Annotated in this window: 16 protein-coding genes; 9 read left to right on the top strand and 7 right to left on the bottom strand. The window is 33.6% G+C overall.

The window, feature by feature from the left end; genetic code table 11:
- Positions 1-43 precede the first annotated feature (43 nt).
- The 7 genes from BKH43_RS05210 to BKH43_RS05180 form a co-directional block, all read right to left on the bottom strand.
- The gene (locus tag BKH43_RS05210) at positions 44-2419 is read right to left on the bottom strand and encodes a PD-(D/E)XK nuclease family protein (RefSeq protein WP_095229302.1); all 2376 of its coding nucleotides are present in this window, start codon (positions 2417-2419) and stop codon (positions 44-46) included.
- Positions 2420-2477: 58 nt separating this feature from the next.
- Positions 2478-3833, bottom strand: coding sequence for an FAD-dependent oxidoreductase (locus BKH43_RS05205; protein WP_172402321.1), 1356 nt, complete (start codon positions 3831-3833; stop codon positions 2478-2480).
- 6 nt (positions 3834-3839) lie between these two features.
- Entirely contained in the window at positions 3840-4550 is a 711-nt protein-coding gene (locus BKH43_RS05200; protein ID WP_095229298.1) for an ABC transporter ATP-binding protein, read from the bottom strand.
- A 12-nt stretch (positions 4551-4562) separates the two neighbouring features.
- Positions 4563-5222: a protein-L-isoaspartate(D-aspartate) O-methyltransferase gene (locus BKH43_RS05195; protein ID WP_095229296.1), complete on the bottom strand. Its 660-nt coding sequence runs from the start codon at positions 5220-5222 to the stop codon at positions 4563-4565.
- A 4-nt stretch (positions 5223-5226) separates the two neighbouring features.
- The gene (locus tag BKH43_RS05190) at positions 5227-5976 is read right to left on the bottom strand and encodes a carbon-nitrogen hydrolase family protein (RefSeq protein ID WP_095229294.1); all 750 of its coding nucleotides are present in this window, start codon (positions 5974-5976) and stop codon (positions 5227-5229) included.
- Positions 5963-7000, bottom strand: a complete 1038-nt coding sequence (locus BKH43_RS05185) for a ribonucleotide-diphosphate reductase subunit beta (RefSeq protein WP_095229292.1) — start codon at positions 6998-7000, stop codon at positions 5963-5965. The genes BKH43_RS05190 and BKH43_RS05185 overlap by 14 nt, the downstream gene beginning before the upstream one ends.
- Before the next feature lie 122 nt (positions 7001-7122).
- On the bottom strand, positions 7123-7695 hold the full coding sequence (locus BKH43_RS05180; RefSeq protein WP_095229290.1) for a hypothetical protein: 573 nt from the start codon (positions 7693-7695) through the stop codon (positions 7123-7125).
- Positions 7696-8177: 482 nt separating this feature from the next.
- Here BKH43_RS05180 and BKH43_RS05175 point away from each other — a divergent pair, with 482 nt between their 5' ends.
- From BKH43_RS05175 to atpG, 9 genes are read left to right on the top strand one after another with little or no spacing between them, the layout of a single operon-like run.
- Entirely contained in the window at positions 8178-9878 is a 1701-nt protein-coding gene (locus BKH43_RS05175; protein WP_095229288.1) for a tetratricopeptide repeat protein, read from the top strand.
- Positions 9879-9895: 17 nt separating this feature from the next.
- Positions 9896-10624 (top strand): biotin--[acetyl-CoA-carboxylase] ligase, encoded by a 729-nt coding sequence (locus BKH43_RS05170; protein ID WP_095229286.1) that lies wholly within the window; start codon positions 9896-9898, stop codon positions 10622-10624.
- Between the two features lie 3 nt (positions 10625-10627).
- Complete coding sequence (locus BKH43_RS05165) at positions 10628-11443, top strand: AAA family ATPase (protein ID WP_095229284.1); 816 nt, start codon at positions 10628-10630, stop codon at positions 11441-11443.
- Positions 11443-12390, top strand: coding sequence for a ParB/RepB/Spo0J family partition protein (locus tag BKH43_RS05160; RefSeq protein WP_095229282.1), 948 nt, complete (start codon positions 11443-11445; stop codon positions 12388-12390). The genes BKH43_RS05165 and BKH43_RS05160 overlap by 1 nt, the downstream gene beginning before the upstream one ends.
- 56 nt (positions 12391-12446) lie before the next feature.
- Positions 12447-12872: a hypothetical protein gene (locus BKH43_RS05155; RefSeq protein ID WP_095229280.1), complete on the top strand. Its 426-nt coding sequence runs from the start codon at positions 12447-12449 to the stop codon at positions 12870-12872.
- A 12-nt stretch (positions 12873-12884) separates the two neighbouring features.
- Positions 12885-13406, top strand: coding sequence for a hypothetical protein (locus BKH43_RS05150; RefSeq protein WP_095229277.1), 522 nt, complete (start codon positions 12885-12887; stop codon positions 13404-13406).
- Positions 13406-13939 carry a F0F1 ATP synthase subunit delta gene (locus BKH43_RS05145; RefSeq protein ID WP_095229275.1) on the top strand — a complete coding sequence of 178 codons (534 nt, stop codon included), beginning with the start codon at positions 13406-13408 and terminating at the stop codon, positions 13937-13939. The genes BKH43_RS05150 and BKH43_RS05145 overlap by 1 nt, the downstream gene beginning before the upstream one ends.
- A 35-nt stretch (positions 13940-13974) precedes the next feature.
- Positions 13975-15486 (top strand): F0F1 ATP synthase subunit alpha, encoded by a 1512-nt coding sequence (gene atpA, locus BKH43_RS05140; RefSeq protein ID WP_095229272.1) that lies wholly within the window; start codon positions 13975-13977, stop codon positions 15484-15486.
- A 12-nt stretch (positions 15487-15498) separates the two neighbouring features.
- Complete coding sequence (gene atpG, locus BKH43_RS05135) at positions 15499-16404, top strand: ATP synthase F1 subunit gamma (RefSeq protein WP_095229270.1); 906 nt, start codon at positions 15499-15501, stop codon at positions 16402-16404.
- Positions 16405-16406 lie beyond the last annotated feature (2 nt).

The following is a 16406-nucleotide window of genomic DNA, read 5'->3' as shown; positions in this document are numbered from 1 at the left end:
TTAAAAAAGGCTAGACTAAGGCTAAGACTTATCCATCCTAGCCTTATAATCCACAAAGCTCACTAAACTCACAGTACCCGCAAGCATCCTTTTTTCTATCTTTGTCTTCATAAGCCTTTACATTCTTACTTCCTAACTCTTTTATATAAGCTTTAAGTATCTCCTTGCCCTCTTCTATCACGCTAGATTCTATCTTCCTTAAAGTTTTATCATCATCTAAGAGCATATAGTAAAAAAACTCTAGCTTAAAGTCTCTATACTCTTTTAAACATTCTAAGGTTTCTATGCAAAGGGCATAAAAGGCAAGCTGTAGTGGACTTGGAGTTTCTTTAGACTTGCTTAGCTTGTAGTCTATGATATATAAAGTATCTTCTAGTCTATCTATCCTATCTATCTTGCCACTGACTTCTTTGCCAAGTAAGTTTCCTTCAAAACTTCTTTCTAGCTCTAAGATCTTAATACCCTCTTTAAAACGCCTAGCTTCACTTTCAAAAAAACCTTGCATAAAAAAAAGATTTTTCTTAGTTTCAAATTTATCTATAGAATCCATACTATTAAAATCTAGTCTTTTACTTAAGGCCTCTTGTAAACCACTAGCATCTATAGCGCTTAAATCTTTTGCATCTTTTAACTCTAAAAGACAGCTTTCTAGGACAGCATGAAGATTAGTCCCTGCTTTTAAGCTTTTACTTTCTTCTTGCCTTAGTCCTTCTATATACCTATAGTAAAATTTCCTAGTACACTCAGAGTAAGTCTTTAAAGCACTAGCACTTATATGTTTATATGTATAAGGCTCAAAACTATCATCCACATAAATAGTCTCATTTTGCTTACTAAAATCTAAAACGCTTAAGTCTTCTAAACTTTGTGCTAACTCAGAATCTAATCCAAGTTCTTCTAACATCAAACTACCCATACTTTCTTCATTTTTCAAAAATGACACTTTAAGCTCTTTTACATTTTTAAATATGCCTAGATAATGATGCTTTTGAAGGTTTTGCTTATCTTGCATAGTTGGAATCTTATTAAGCCCTCTTAAGTATGAGTTTAAAAACAAGTCATCAGTTTTTACATTTGGAACAAAGTTAGCACTAAAATCAACAAGTAAAGCTTTTTTAAACTTGATATTTCTAGTTTCTAAAACTCCTATAACTTTTATAGGTCCACCATTTGCATCACTTAGTCTAACCTTACAAAAGCTTTCCATAAACTCTTTTAATAAAAGTCTAAAATCTTCGCTTTTTCTAATCTTAAAAAGTGCTTTTAACTCACTTAAGATATTTATAGCCTCTTTTAAAACATCACCTTCAAAGAGTTTTTGAAGCAAGACTTCTAAAGATTTCACATTAAAAGTAAATATATCTTGCTTAGCTTCTTCATCACTAAACTCATGTTTAAAACTACTTTCTTCACTAAGCTCTAAAAACTCTTTACATACTCTTTCAAAATGCATATATGGTTTTGTATTAGTTAGATCCCTACCTCTAGCAAAATTAAAAATCCTTTCTTCATCATAGATCTCTAAGTGCCTTGTAAAGTCTTCATTACAAAGGATCACTGCATAGTCATTTTCACTGCCACCATCTTGTCTTATCTCTTTTAGCCAGCTATAAGCTTCTTCAAGACAAAAAGCCACTTGAGAAATCTTGCTACTTGCATAAAATAGTTTAGTACTACTAAGTTCTAAGTTAGAAGTGCTTTTTTTAGAATCTAGTTTTTTAGTCTTAAGGTGATAAGCGTACTTATGATTAATCTCTAGTTTGTGGGGTATAAAACCAAAGTGATTAATATTAAACATATCTGTTTCAAAATATAAAAATACATCTTTTTTTAATGCTATCTTATTTAAGATCTCAAGCTCTAAAGGCGTTATAAAACCCTCTAATTCTATATGGAAAGCCTTAAAATTATCTATATAACTCTCTAATAAGCTATAGCCTTCATAGATTCCATCACTTAGATTTAGTTCCCTTAAGATATTTTTATAGTTTTGATAGACTTCATCTACTATCTCAAGATGCAAAGTATAATCGCCATAGACATCACTTAATGCTATATCTTTTAGATCCTTTAAGCTTAGATTGTGACTTCTTATCTCATCTAAAAAGTTCAATAAGACATTAGAGTTTTCAAGATAAGCCATGAAGCTATGTTCAAACCCACATATCTTAGAACTTTTAGCCTTTTCAAGTTTTAATAAAGCATCTGATATTAAAAATCTTCTTAAAGACTTTGGGATTTGCGCACTTGGTGTATATGTTATTTTTTTAAAAAACTCACCTAAAAGTATAGTTTGTGGAAGAAAGGAGTTAATGCTAGTATAGTCTAAGTCTTCATACTCAAAAAGTTTAAAATTTGGAGTACTTAAATCTTGCCTATAAAGCTCATCTTCTATAAAGTGCGTATAAAACGCACTCATAGAACGACTACTTGAAAAAACAAAAAGCGTATCTAAAGAATCTACACTAAGCAAAAAATTATTTAGATTCTAACTCTATAGGATTAAGCTCTTCTAAGAATCTAACCTTATCAAAGTTCTTATTTAAGTAGCTAGTTATCTCTTGAGAGTCTACAAAGGCATTTTGCAAACATGAAGTAGCACCTGGTGAAGGTGTCATGTTAAATGTTATACCTTTGCCACTTTTTATCTTTTTCTCACCAAGTTCTAGTTTCATCTTTTTTCTATCAAGTACTTGAGGTCTAACTTCTCCAAAACCTTTTGCATAAGTTAGATCGCGAAGCTTTAGAGTTGGGATAATCTTTTGGGCATCTTTTAAAAACATCCTTATACCTGCAAAAGGTAGCTCAAAAGCCATATTTCTAAAAACGTAGTCTCTTATCTCTTGATCTTTTAGTAAGTCAAACATGATAGCTATCGCTTCTTTGTTAAGATCAAGCTCTAAAAGCTCCCAACCTATCTTGCTAAAAAGATGTTTTCCTCTTTCAAGCTTAGGCATGGCAAGTGCTGTTGGCCCTATCCTTGTTTTTCCATGTATTGCGACATCTGGGTCTCCATGTAAGGCAGCAAAAGGAAGTTTAGGGTTTTGTACACCATAAACTTTTCCTCTTAATAAATCTGGCACAAAATAAAAACTTCCAGCCACTGGCAAACAACCATACTCATTACCATAGCCCATACTTTGTGCTATAGGAAGAGCGTAACTACCAGCATTTACTAGTACAAATTTCGCGTGTAAACACTCTCCATTATGTGCTGTTATCTTATAGCCATCTGATACTTCTTTAATCTCTTTTACTTTAAAGTTTAAAAAAATCTCATTTTTAGGATTTTTTTCTTTACCTTTTTGTGCGAAGTGGTGGGTTAAAAGCTCATAGTTCATAGCACACCATGCTTCTTCATAGCCACTTGCCATTACATTTTCTGGTCTATCTTTACCATCTTTGCCCTCTATAACCTTAGGCTCTAGCCTCTTGATGTCTTCTTTAGTAAAAAGCTTAAGTCCTGGAAAGACTTCTTCAAAAGGAAAATGTCTATCTTGTATAAACTGGCACTCGCTATCACCAACACCTATAGCCATCTTTTGATTTTTAAATATAACTTTGTTTTGTAAGTTCTCTCTTAAAGCAAAGTTTTTAACCTTATCTGCAGCTAGTTTTACAACTCTAGCTTTTTCTACTTTATAGTTGGTTTCTATGGATCCATCGTGTATAGTTTGAGAGTTTGCTTTAGCACTTGAGCTTATATTTGCAAGTTTTGCTTCTTTTTCTACTATAGCTATACTTCCTAAGTCTGAATACTCACTTAAAGTGTAAAAAGTGCTAGCTCCACTAACACCGCCGCCTACAATGACTACATCAAAACTATTCATAATCCATCCTTAATTAATCCTTAGATTTTTTTCAAACATGTCAACTTCACATAATACTTGCCCATGTTTTAAAATGTCTCGTGAAACTTCATGACTGAGTACGCCCCTATTAACATGCAATATCCTAGTTGCGTATTCAAGAGTTATTGAGATGTCATGACTGATGACTATTATAGTATGTGTATTATTAATTTCTTTTAACAATTTATAAATCTCAACTTGTGCCACAGCGTCTATATTAGAGGTTGGCTCATCTAAGATTAGCACTTTAGGCTTAGAAACTAAGGCCCTTGCTATAAAAACTTTTTGCCTTTGACCACCACTTAAAAAGCCTATCTTTTCGTTTCGTAAATCATAAAGTTTTAGATCTTTTAGTATCTTTTCTACACACTCTTTTTGAGTTTTATTAAACCTTACTCCAAAAAAGGAACTTCTTAAAAAGCCCATCTCAACTACTTTACTAACTGATATAGGAAAATCTAGATTAATGTTAGTGTTTTGTGCCACGTAACCTATCTTTCCTTCTATATTCCATTTCAAGCTTCCATTATAAGGCTTTAAAAGCCCAAGCATGAGTTTGGCTAAGGTACTTTTACCTCCTCCATTTGGCCCTATTATGCCTAAGAACTCCTTTTCTTGTATGTTAAAAGAAACATCTTGAAATATGTATTCACTTCCATATTTAAAGCTTAAATCTTTTACTTCTAGAATCTTATTCATAACAACACTAGCCTAGAAAGACTTTGCAACACCACTTAAAAGTGGCACAAACTCACAAGCTTCTAGCTCCTCTTCTTTTAATATGGAATCTTTTTTTATAAATCTAGATATAACTTGCTTATTTCCTTTTTGCAAAGGAGCTACTAATATACCACCTTCAGCAAGCTGAGAAAATAAAACAGGTGGTATTTTAGTAGCACAAGCAGAAAGCAAGATTCTATCAAAGGGAGCAAAGTTACTCCAGCCTAGATTCCCATCGCCTAATCTAACATTTACATTCATAATATTAAGTCTAGCTATCCTAGTGCGTGCCTCATTATATAAAGTCTCTATCCTTTCTATACTAAAAACTCGCCTTATAAGCTTACTTAAAACACAGGCTTGATATCCGCTTCCAAGCCCAACTTCTAAAACATTATCAGGTTTAGAAAGTGCATCTTTTACATCATAGCCCATTAAGTAGTTACTCATCTTAGCCACTGTTAAAGGAGAGCTTATCCACTGCTCACTACCTAAAGGTAAAGCATCCACGCTAAAAGCTTTATGTTTCAAGGCATCTGGTATAAAAACTTCTCTATTAACATTTTTTATAGCACTTAAAACTTCAGGATGAAAGTTGCTCCCTTCACCACTAAAGTCTTTAAACATTAACTCATTTTGTAGCTTATACATTTTTTTATAAATCTTTTAAGTTAACTTGACTTAGGCCAACATCTATATGATTTCTCATCTTTTGGCACTCACTTAAGTCTATGGTGGAAGTAACTATATCTTTATCATCATTTTTAAATACTAGGCCAAAAGGAGTGATTATAGAACTTCCTTGTGCTACATTTTTATTACCACTAAGACTTGAGACTACAAAGCACTGATTGGCTATAGCAAGGCCTCTACAAAGGCTTTCAAACTGAGTTTTTCTATCCTTGCCCCAAAGTGCAGGCACAAAGATTATCTCAGCCCCTCTAAGTCTTTGCCAAAGTTCTATAAAGCGTAGTTCAAAACAGATAAGGCTTGCACAAACTATATTATCTATCTTGAAGAATTTAATATCCTCTACACTTCCACTTTTAAAGTAGATATGCTCTTTACCTAAGCAAAAAAGCTTAGCTTTTTTTTGAGTGTAGATTATCTTTCCTTTATGAAATACATTTAAAACATTAAAGCACTCACCATCTATCTTTTCTATCAAAGTTATTAAGATAGTTTTTAGCTTAGATATCTCAAGTAAGGCTTTTTTAGCATGCACACTAAAGCTACTAGCCTCCTCCATGTGCTCATAACTAAACCCTGTTAGAAACACCTCACTTACTAGGTTGATGCTTCCTTCTTCACAAAGTCTTAGTTTGTACTCTAAAAGCTCTAGGTTTGCTTGAAAATCTCTTGTAGTTTCAAGCTGTAAAGAGTTTAGTGTTTTAAAAGTCGTCAAAACTTATGCTCCCTTTTGCATAGTTAGTAACTCTAGCTTCAAAAAAGTTACTTCTTTGGTCATTAAAACTAGAAAAGTCATCAACCCATTTTAGTGGATTATTAGGCCTATTATACATTTTTTTAAAACCTACTGCACTTAAACGCTTATCAGCAAGATACTCTATATACTCTCTTATAAGCTCTGAAGTAAGGCCTAAAATCTGCCCCTGGGTTATGTACTCTCCCCATTCAGATTCTAAGTTAACTGCCTTTTGAAACATGTCATAGACATCATCTTTTAGCTCATTAGTAAAAAGATCAGGACGCTCTTTTTTTAGGCTATTTATAAGATTTTGAAAGATTAAAAGGTGGGTTATCTCATCTCTTTGTATGAAGCGTATCATTTGCGCACTACCTAGCATTTTCCCACTTCTTGCTAGGGTATAAAAGTAACAAAATCCACTATAAAAATATATACCTTCTAGAATCTGGTTTGCAAACATAGCTTTTACAAGATTAGTTTCTGTAGGGTTGCTAGCTAGTTTTGTATAAACTTCAGCTATAGCGTCATTTTTGTGCTTTAACTCCATATCAGTTCGCCACATCTCATATATCTCAGTAGTGTTAGCTGAGATAGATTCAACCATAACTGCATAGCTTTGAGAGTGAAGAGCTTCTTCGTAGGCTTGTCTAACTATAGCTAGGTTTATTTCTGGACTAGTCATGAAAGGATTAATATTATCTATTAAGTTATTAGTTTGTAAGCTATCCATAAATATAAGCTGGGCTAAGGCTCTATCATAGCCTATCTTTTCTTGAGGTGTTAGGCCATCGTTATAGTCGCGCTTATCAACATTCATATTAACTTCTTCTGGAAACCAAGTATTAGCAAGCATTTTTTTCCATAGGTCATAAGCCCATTGATATTTAATCTGAGTTAGCTCAAACATGGCTGTTGGATTCCCACCGAAAATCTTTCTATCGTTGACTGTTTCTTTGGAATCTGGATTGTAAATTAATTTACGTGATACTGTATTTGGCATGTTTTCTCCTTTAAAGGTAAATGCATATAAAAGCTTTTGTTGTGTTATTTAACTTTTTGAGTGCTTAAGTATTGCAAAAAGCCTAGCTTAGCAACTAGGCTTTTTATATGAACTAGATTAGACTAGTTTGTAGCAGGAGCTACTGTAGCAGCTGGTGCTGATGTTTGGGGACTAGTTTTGCCATCTATTATCTCATCTACTGCTTCAGAGACCGCTTTTGCAGCATTTGCATCTACAAGCTTAGCTTGCTGGAGGTTTTTGTTAAGTAAGGCAGTATCAAGTTTTTGAACTTCTACTAAAACCCAAACTGTATTAGTATCTTTATCTACATAAAAGTTAGTTCTTTTAGCCCCACCAAGATTAGCAGCTACAGTTGTTCTCATAGCTGTCACAGTTTGTTCATCTGTGTTGCCTAGGCCATCTTGATTTCTTAAAGTCTTAGTTTTTGTCTCTATCTTTTGAGCTATGGTTTGAGCTATCTGGTTTCTAGCTTTGATGGTTGCTATATCCATGGCAGCTGAAAAGTTATTGCCAATAGGAGCACTATCTACTGCTGCAAGGCCTGCTGGAGTTTGATAAACCCAAGAAGGGGCATTCTTACTAACAGGCATATCACCCACTTTAGATGCACAACCTGCTAGTATAAACAAAGCACCTATGCCAGCGGCTATAATGTGTGAAAACTTTTTTTTCATTATTTAATCCTTCTAATGTTTGTGATTTGCAGTTCTTATATCTTAGCCATTCGTTTATAAAAATACCTTTATATTTAAGGAATCCATAATGCAAATAGTGACTTTCTATCATGAAATATGAAAACTAACACTATAAAAAGATAGATGCGTAGCAAAAAACTTTTCTTTCATGAAATAGCTATGTGTTTGTTTTAAAATTAATCCTAGCTTACTATCTACACTATAGCCTTACTTCTAAAAACTAAAAAATAAAACTTACTTCATATTCTTTATCCTTTGGTATTAAAATATATACAAAAAAGTAGGCTTGTTTGAAAGTAGTATAGGTCTTAGCTAGCTATTTATAAAAAAGTGGAATCTTTATGTGCATTTTAACTATAAGTAAAAAATATATTATCTTTTTACTTATTTAACTTTAATAAAATCTTAAGTTTTTAAAGCTTTATAGTATTTATACAAAAATATATCTAGTAAGGTTAACTATGGAAGAAAGTTATCTATCCCTAGCAAAGGCGGCTTTTAATGAAAATAAATTCAAAGACTGTCTAAGCTACTGCTTAGAAATCCTAGCTAACAACAAAGATAATATAGAAGCTTGGAGTCTTTGTGCTTTTGCTTGCGAGGAGTTAGGGTTAAGAGCTAAAGCTATAAGCTATTTAGAGCATGTTTTAGTTATGTTAGATAAAACAGATTCTAGATTTATAGACTTTGGTATAAGCTTAGGAGAACTTTATAGGAGAGATGGTCTTGCTTTAAAAGCACTTGCTCTTTTAAACTCCTTTTTACCACTAGAAGATGCCAACTTACACTTTAATATAGCAAAGTGCTATGCGGACTTACAAGACTATGAACTTTCAATCAAACACTACATAAAAGTAGTAAAACTTAATCCTAATGATACTAATGCCCTTTTTAATCTAGCAAACAAACAACAAGCTATAGGTTCAAAAGAAGCCCTGCACTACTACAAACTAGCCTATGAAAAAGGGCATATAGAATCTGGTATCAACCTAGCTTATATGTATGTAAATCTAGATATGCTTAAAGAAGCTAGCCTTTTATATGATGAGTTAAAAGAAGTAGCAAAGACTGACTTTAACTTTTGCTTTAACTATGCTAACTTTTTACGCTACAGCCTAGACTTTAAAAATGCACTTACTTGGTATCAAAAAGCCATCTCTTTAAGCCAGGATGTAAGATGTAAGATAAATCTAGCCTATCTACTTTTAAGCTTAAACAAACTAGAAGAAGGCTTTTTACTCTATGAAGAAAGATCTTCTCTTTTAGATTCCAAACTCTTAGATATAAAAAGAAAATTTTATAAAAATATACTTCCTAGCGAGATAGCAACTTCTAGTGCTAGGCTAAAAGAGTTTTTAAAAGATAAAGATGTAGTTTTATATCATGAACAAGGGTTTGGAGATAGCATCATGTTTGCTAGATTTATAGAATCTTTTAAGTGTAAAACTTTGCAAATACTTGTGCCTTTAGAACTAACTAGCCTTTTTAAAAATCTTGCCTTTAATGTCACTAATGAGGAAGTAAAATTAAAGCACTTTGATATATGTCTTCCTCTGCCAAGTCTAGCTTTTTTATGTGCTAAAAATGAACTAGATGTTTCAAAGCCTTTAGACTTTCTAGCTAAAAAGCTTTATATAAGTAAGCCTAGCAATCTAGATTCTAAAACTAAGGCTATGTTAGATTCTAAAAGTTTTAAAGTAGGGCTTAATTTTGCATCTAATCCAAATTTTCAAAATGCAAAAGAAAAGTCTCTCTACCCTACTACACTTTTACAAAGCCTTCCTCAAAGTGAAGATTTCTCTTACTTTAGCCTTCAGTATGAAGGTTTAAAAGATACTCTAGCTAGTGAGTTTAAAGTCACTGATCTTTCTCCTTTTATAAAAGACTTCAGTCAAAGTGCCTACCTTTTAGATAAGCTTGATTGCATAGTTAGTATAGATTCAGCCTTGCTTCATCTAAGTGCTACGCTTAAAAAGCCAACTATTGCCCTACTTTACAAAAGACATGACTGGCGATTTGGTGCTTTTAAAGATGGAAAAGAAAACCAAACTAATATCTGGTATAAAGATAACTTTTATCAGCTAACTCAAACTAGGCTTAATCACTGGGATAGCGTACTTACTAAACTTCACGCCTTACTGCTTAAACTTAAAGCAAACTAGAACTTAGAGGAAAAACTATGCGCATTAGATACTTTTCAAGCATTCCTTCAACGCAAGTAAAACTACTAGAAGACATCAAAACTGGCACTATAAAAAAAAGAGCCTTTTATCTAAGCTTTAATCAAACTAATGGCATAGGCTCTAGAGGTAATGCTTGGCAAAATGTACAAAATGGAATCTACTTTAGCTTTTGTACAAAACTAAAACATCTTGACCCTAGCATACCAACTTCATCTTTTTCTATATATATGGGGCGCTTGCTACTTAGGGCAGTTTTAAGGTTTAATAAAGACGTATGGCTAAAGTGGCCTAATGACTTCTATCTAGGAGACAAAAAAGTTGGTGGCCTTATAAGCCAAAAGACCTCAGAGTTTTTAGTCATAGGGCTAGGGCTTAATATAAAAGATGCAAGCTTTGAAGGGCTAGGGCTTTCAAAAAAAGATTCTATAAACTTAGTTATAGGGCTTTTAAAAGAAGTTGGACTTAAAGATACTAGCTTGATTGAAACTCTTTTATCTAAAGATGCCCCCACTAGCTTTGATATAGAATCTAAAAGCAACAAGCTAGTTTTCTTAGAAGAAAAGAACTCATGGAAGGATATTTTCAGCAAGTATAAGCTAGAATTTTCAAGAAATAGAGCCTTCAATGCTCACTCTAAAAATGAAGTGTTATCCTTAAAAGATAGCATACTTTTAGACGATGGCTCTATCAAAATCGGACAAGACATTTATTACAGCATGAGGTAGATTATGGCAGAAGTTATAGCAGTAGCAAACCAAAAAGGTGGAGTAGGGAAAACAACTACAGCAGTTAATCTAGCAGCAAGTTTGGCTAATGCCAACAAAAAGGTTTTGCTTATAGACTTTGATCCTCAAACTAATGCAACAACTAGCCTAGGGTTTAAAGTAAACAACATAGAACACAATATATTACACGTGCTACTTGGTAATACTAGTTTAGAAAAAATCTTACTTGACACAGATATACCAAACTTAAAGTTAGCTCCTTCAAGCCTACACTTAGTAACTATAGAACAAGACTTTTATGGAAAAAAGAAAAACCAAAGAGAGTACATACTAAAAGGGTGCATACAAGAGATTAGAAAGAATTTTGATTTTATCATCATTGACTCTCCTCCAGCCCTTGGACCTCTAACTATAAATGCCCTAAGTAGCGCAGATTCTGTAATAGTGCCAGTGCAGTGTGAGTACTTTGCATTAGAAGGATTATCACAGTTGCTTAACACAGTAAAGCTTTTAAAAAATAGCAACGTAAATCCTCATCTTAGGATAATGGGCTTTTTACCAACTATGTTCTCAAGCACTAACAACTTATCAAAAAGCATATATGAAGACTTGTGTAATCACTTCTCAGGAAAATTTTTCATAGATGCTAAAGGAGCAAAGATATCTATCCCTAGAAATATAAAACTAGCTGAAGCCCCAAGCTTTGGAAAGCCTATATCTATGTATGATAGTAAGTCAGCAGGTAATGTAGCTTATACAAACCTTGCACACGCGATATTAAGCTTATATAACAAGTCAACTAAGGCCGTACAAGCGTGATGGCAAAAAAGATAGCTTTGGGGCGCGGACTAGGCGATATCTTAGGAGATGCAGAGGAGTTTTATAAAGAAGTAACTGAAAGCTTAAAGCCCTTTGATTTAGATATAAATCTAATAAGGCCTAATCCAAAACAGCCACGAGTTAGTTTTAATGATGATAGATTACATGAACTTGCTTCTTCTATAAAAGAGCATGGTTTACTCCAACCAGTCTTAGTTTATAAAGATGAAAAAGGCTATGTGTTAATAGCTGGGGAAAGACGTCTTAGGGCTTCTAAACTTTTAGGCCTAGAAAGTATTAAAGCTATAGTTTTAGAGGATGTAAAAGAAGAGTCTTTAAGGGAACTAGCCCTAATAGAAAATATACAAAGAGAGAATCTTAACCCACTAGAGCTAGCAACTAGCTATAAATCTTTAATAGATGAATATGGCTTCACTCATGAAAAACTTGCACAAAAGATAAAAAAGTCACGCACGCAAATAACAAATACTCTTAGAATCTTAGACTTAAGTAAGGCTACACAAGATTACATACTACAAGGAAAGCTAACTCAAGCCCACGCAAAAGTTATAGTTGGTCTAAGCGAAGATGATGAAAACTTTATAGTAAAAAAGATAGTTGATGAGAACTTAAGCGTAAAAGAAACAGAAAACCTAGCAAGAGAACTAAAAAGTGGAGAGTTTTGGATACAAACTAATCACAATGAAGATGAAGAAAATTTTAAGGATGAAGAGGGAAAGAAGTTAAGTAAAGATAAACTTTTTAAAGAAAAAAACTTAAATGGAAAAGTATCCTTCAATCATAACCCTAATTTACAAAATCTACTAAGCACCTTAAAATCTCTAGGCTTTAAGGCCGGCTTGAAAAAAGATTCTATAAATATCAAGCTTTTAAGCGATGAAGATATATCAAGGTTGTTAGACATCATTCAGGCTAATATTAAGTAAAATTTGCTAGAATGTAGCCCAGTCATCTTAACACATCTAAAAACATAAGGGTGCCAATGCAGATAGAACCTAATATATACGTCATGATACTTGTCTTCGTAGTATTTTTAATAACTATGTATCTAATGAACAAGTTTGTTTTCAAGCCTATGATAGGCTTCATGGACAAAAGAGATGAACACATAAGACAAGATTTAATAGACGCTCATAGTAATCAAGATGAGATCACTGCACTTGAGAGAGAAACACAAGATATACTTCAAAAAGCTAAGCATGAAGCCCACATGCTTATAGAATCAGAAACTAAAAAAGCAAAAGACGCTGCTAATGACTCTATAGAAAAAGCTTTACAAGAAAATAAGGCAAAATTAGATGCTTTTAAAGCTAACTTACGCGAGCAAAAGCCTTTACTAAAAGCTAAGATAAAAGAACACTTACTAGACTTAGATTCTATGTTAAGTAAAAAAATTAGAAACGTATAGGGGGAGGACTTAATGCTTAAACTCACTGTAATCTTTGCATTTTTTAGTTCCGCTTTTATATTTGCTGCTGATCATCCTATGGTAGTCTCACACACTGATATAACTCCTAGGCTTATGAACTTTATATTATTTATCATCTTGTTATGGTTTTTGGTAGCAGATAAATTTAAAGTAGTACTAAAAGAGAGATCAGAAGGCATATTAAAGCAGTTAGATGATGCACAAAAACAAAGTGAAATCTCTAAAGAAAAGCTTAAAAAAGCTCAAATAAAACTTCAAGAAGCAAAAGTTCATGCTGAAGATATAGTTGCTACTACAAGAAAAGAAGTCCAAGTGATGGCAGAGCATATAAATGCTAAGGCTAGAGAGCAAATAGCCCATCTTGCAAAGGCTAATGAAGAAGCTGAAGACTTTGAATATAAAGCTTTTGAAAAAGCAATTATCACAGAGATATTACAAGAAGCCTTTAGTAGTAAAGAGATGGATTTAGATATAGCTGATTATCTCAACATCTTAGATAGGAAGGTTGCTTAATGCAGTTAAATGTAGTCGCAAGAAAGTATGCAAAAGCCATAGTTGCTAGCTGCAGTGAGGAAGAGTTAAGAGATATGTACCTTAAACTTAAAGAAGTTGCTGGTGCTTTTGAGCTTGAAAAGTTCTGTACTATCATACATTCACATGCCGTCTTAAAAGAAGAGAAGATAAAGCTAGTGCTTTCTCTTGCAAGCTCTAGAAATGATAAGTTAGAAAATCTACTAGTACTTTTGACAACTAACAACCGCCTAGAGCTTATACCATTTTTAGTAGTAGAGCTAAAACACTTTATAGATTCTAAAAATAAACTCTATGATGGAGTTTTACATGTAAACAAAGAAGTAAGTGGAAGCGTACTAGAAAGCCTTAAGTCAAATGTAGAAAAAAGGCTTAATATAACCCTTAATCTATCTCAGTCAGTAGAGCCAGTAGAAAGCATAAGACTAAGCGTGGTTGATTTAGGTGTGGAGATAGCCTTTTCAAAAGAGCGTTTTGTTCAAGAACTGCAAAACTACATTTTAAAAGCAATTTAACCCAAATTAGATAAATTAAACTCAAAGGAAAAGTTATGGTAACAACAAAACTCAAGCCAGAAGAAATCAGCTCTATCATAAAAGAGAGGATAGAAAGCTTTGACTTACAAATCGACATAAGTCAGACTGGTAAAGTTATAAGTTATGCTGATGGCGTTGCCAAGGTATATGGATTAAACGATGTTATGTCTTATGAAATGGTAGAGTTTGATACCGGTGAAAAAGGACTAGCATCAAACCTTGAAGAAGGCAGTGTTGGTGTTGTTATCTTAGGTGATGGTAAGGGCATAAAAGAAGGTACCTCTGTTAAAAGACTAGATAAGCTTATGAAGATTCCAGTTGGTGATGCTGTTATAGGAAGGGTCATAAACACCATAGGTGAGCCAATAGATGGTAAAGGTAGTATAGAAGCTGCTGAGTATAGATTTATAGAGCAAAAAGCACCAGGGATCATGGATAGAAAAAGTGTAAACGAACCACTTCAAACAGGTATAAAAGCTATAGATGCACTAGTGCCAATAGGCAGAGGGCAAAGAGAGCTAATCATAGGTGATAGACAAACAGGTAAAACTACTGTTGCAATAGATTCTATAATCAACCAAAAAGGTCAAGATGTTATCTGTATCTATGTAGCTATAGGTCAAAAAGAAAGTACAGTAACACAAGTAGCAAGAAAGTTAGAAGAACACGGTGCTATGGACTACACGATAATAGTTGATGCACCAGCTTCTAGCTCTGCTGCCATGCAATATCTTGCCCCTTATACTGGTGCTACTATAGGAGAGTATTTTAGAGATAACAAAAGACACGCTTTGATAATCTATGATGACCTCACAAAACACGCCATAGCTTATAGAGAGATGAGTCTTATCCTAAGAAGACCTCCAGGTAGAGAAGCTTATCCAGGGGATGTATTCTACATACACTCTAGATTACTAGAAAGAGCAGCTAAGTTAAGTGATGAATTAGGTGGTGGATCTCTAACTGCCCTACCTATTATAGAAACCCAAGCAGGAGATGTTTCTGCTTATATCCCAACTAACGTTATATCTATTACAGATGGTCAGATATTCCTAGAAACAGATCTTTTCTTCTCTGGTATAAGACCCGCCATTAACGTAGGGTTATCAGTTTCTCGTGTTGGTGGTGCTGCACAGACTAAGGCTATAAAACAAGTTGCTGGTACTTTAAGACTTGATCTAGCACAATTTAGAGAGCTTCAGTCCTTTGCACAGTTTGCCTCTGACTTAGATGAAGCAAGTAGAAAGCAGCTTGAAAGAGGTCAAAAGATGGTGGAGGTTTTAAAGCAAGGGCCTTATTCACCAGTGCCTTTAGAAAACCAAGTTGTGATAATTTATGCAGGTACTAGAGGATTTTTAGATTCCATACCTACTCAAAAGATAGTTACTTATGAAGGTGAATTATATGCATTCCTAGAAGCTAGCTATCCAAACATACTAAAAAGCATAAGAGAGAAAAAAGTTTTAGATAAAGATGTGGAAACTCAGCTGGATGCCGCACTACAAGAATTTAACAGCAACTTTTAATAAGGCATAGCTATGGCAGATGGATTAAAAGACATAAGAAAAAAGATTGCTAGTGTTAACAACACTAAAAAAACAACAAGGGCTATGAAGTTAGTTTCAACTTCAAAGCTAAGAAGAGCTCAAGATCTCGCCCTTAGATCTAAAGTCTTTGCAGATAGGTTAAATGAAGTTTTCATGGATATGATGAGGCGTATGAAACATAGTGGTCTTGATCATATAGATAGTAAGTTTTTTGACGCTACTAGAAAGTCTAATATAACTTCAGCAGATATCATCTTCATAACTGCAGATAAGGGTCTATGTGGTGGTTTTAATAGCATGACTATCAAAGAAGTCTTAAAATTAAAAGACGAATATGAAAAGCATAATGTAAAAGTTAGACTTCACTGCATAGGTAAAAAAGGCGGATCTTTTTTTCACTTTAATCAGATACCGCTTGTCACAAGTATAAGCGACTTAAGCTCTGCTCCAAACTATGATAAGGCAAGGGAGTTTATAACAGATATTATAAATGAGTACCTTGAAGAAAAAACAGATGAAGTAACTATAGTTTATAATGGCTTTAAAAGTCTTATCTCTCAAGAGTTAAAAGTTTCAAAGATACTTCCATTTGCGGCTCATATTAATGCTGTCAAGATAGAAAATGCTGAGTATGAAGTATTAAACATCGAACCAGAAGATGAAGAAAATTTAGTTTTAGATCAACTTGCAACAAAGTATATAGAATATAACATGTACTATGCATTAATAGATTCTTTGGCAGCAGAACATAGTGCTAGGATGCAGGCAATGGATGCTGCTACTAATAATGCAACTGACTTAGTAAAGTCTTTAACTGTCTCTTATAACAAAGCAAGACAAGAAACTATAACAACAGAGCTAGTAGAAATAAATGCTGGCGTGGAAGCAATGAAATAAAG

This window comes from Helicobacter sp. 13S00401-1 (assembly GCF_002272925.1).
In the GTDB taxonomy this organism is placed as follows: Bacteria; Campylobacterota; Campylobacteria; order Campylobacterales; family Helicobacteraceae; genus Helicobacter_I.
Note: the sequence above shows the minus strand (reverse complement) of the source record. Positions and strands in the feature narration are given on the sequence as shown.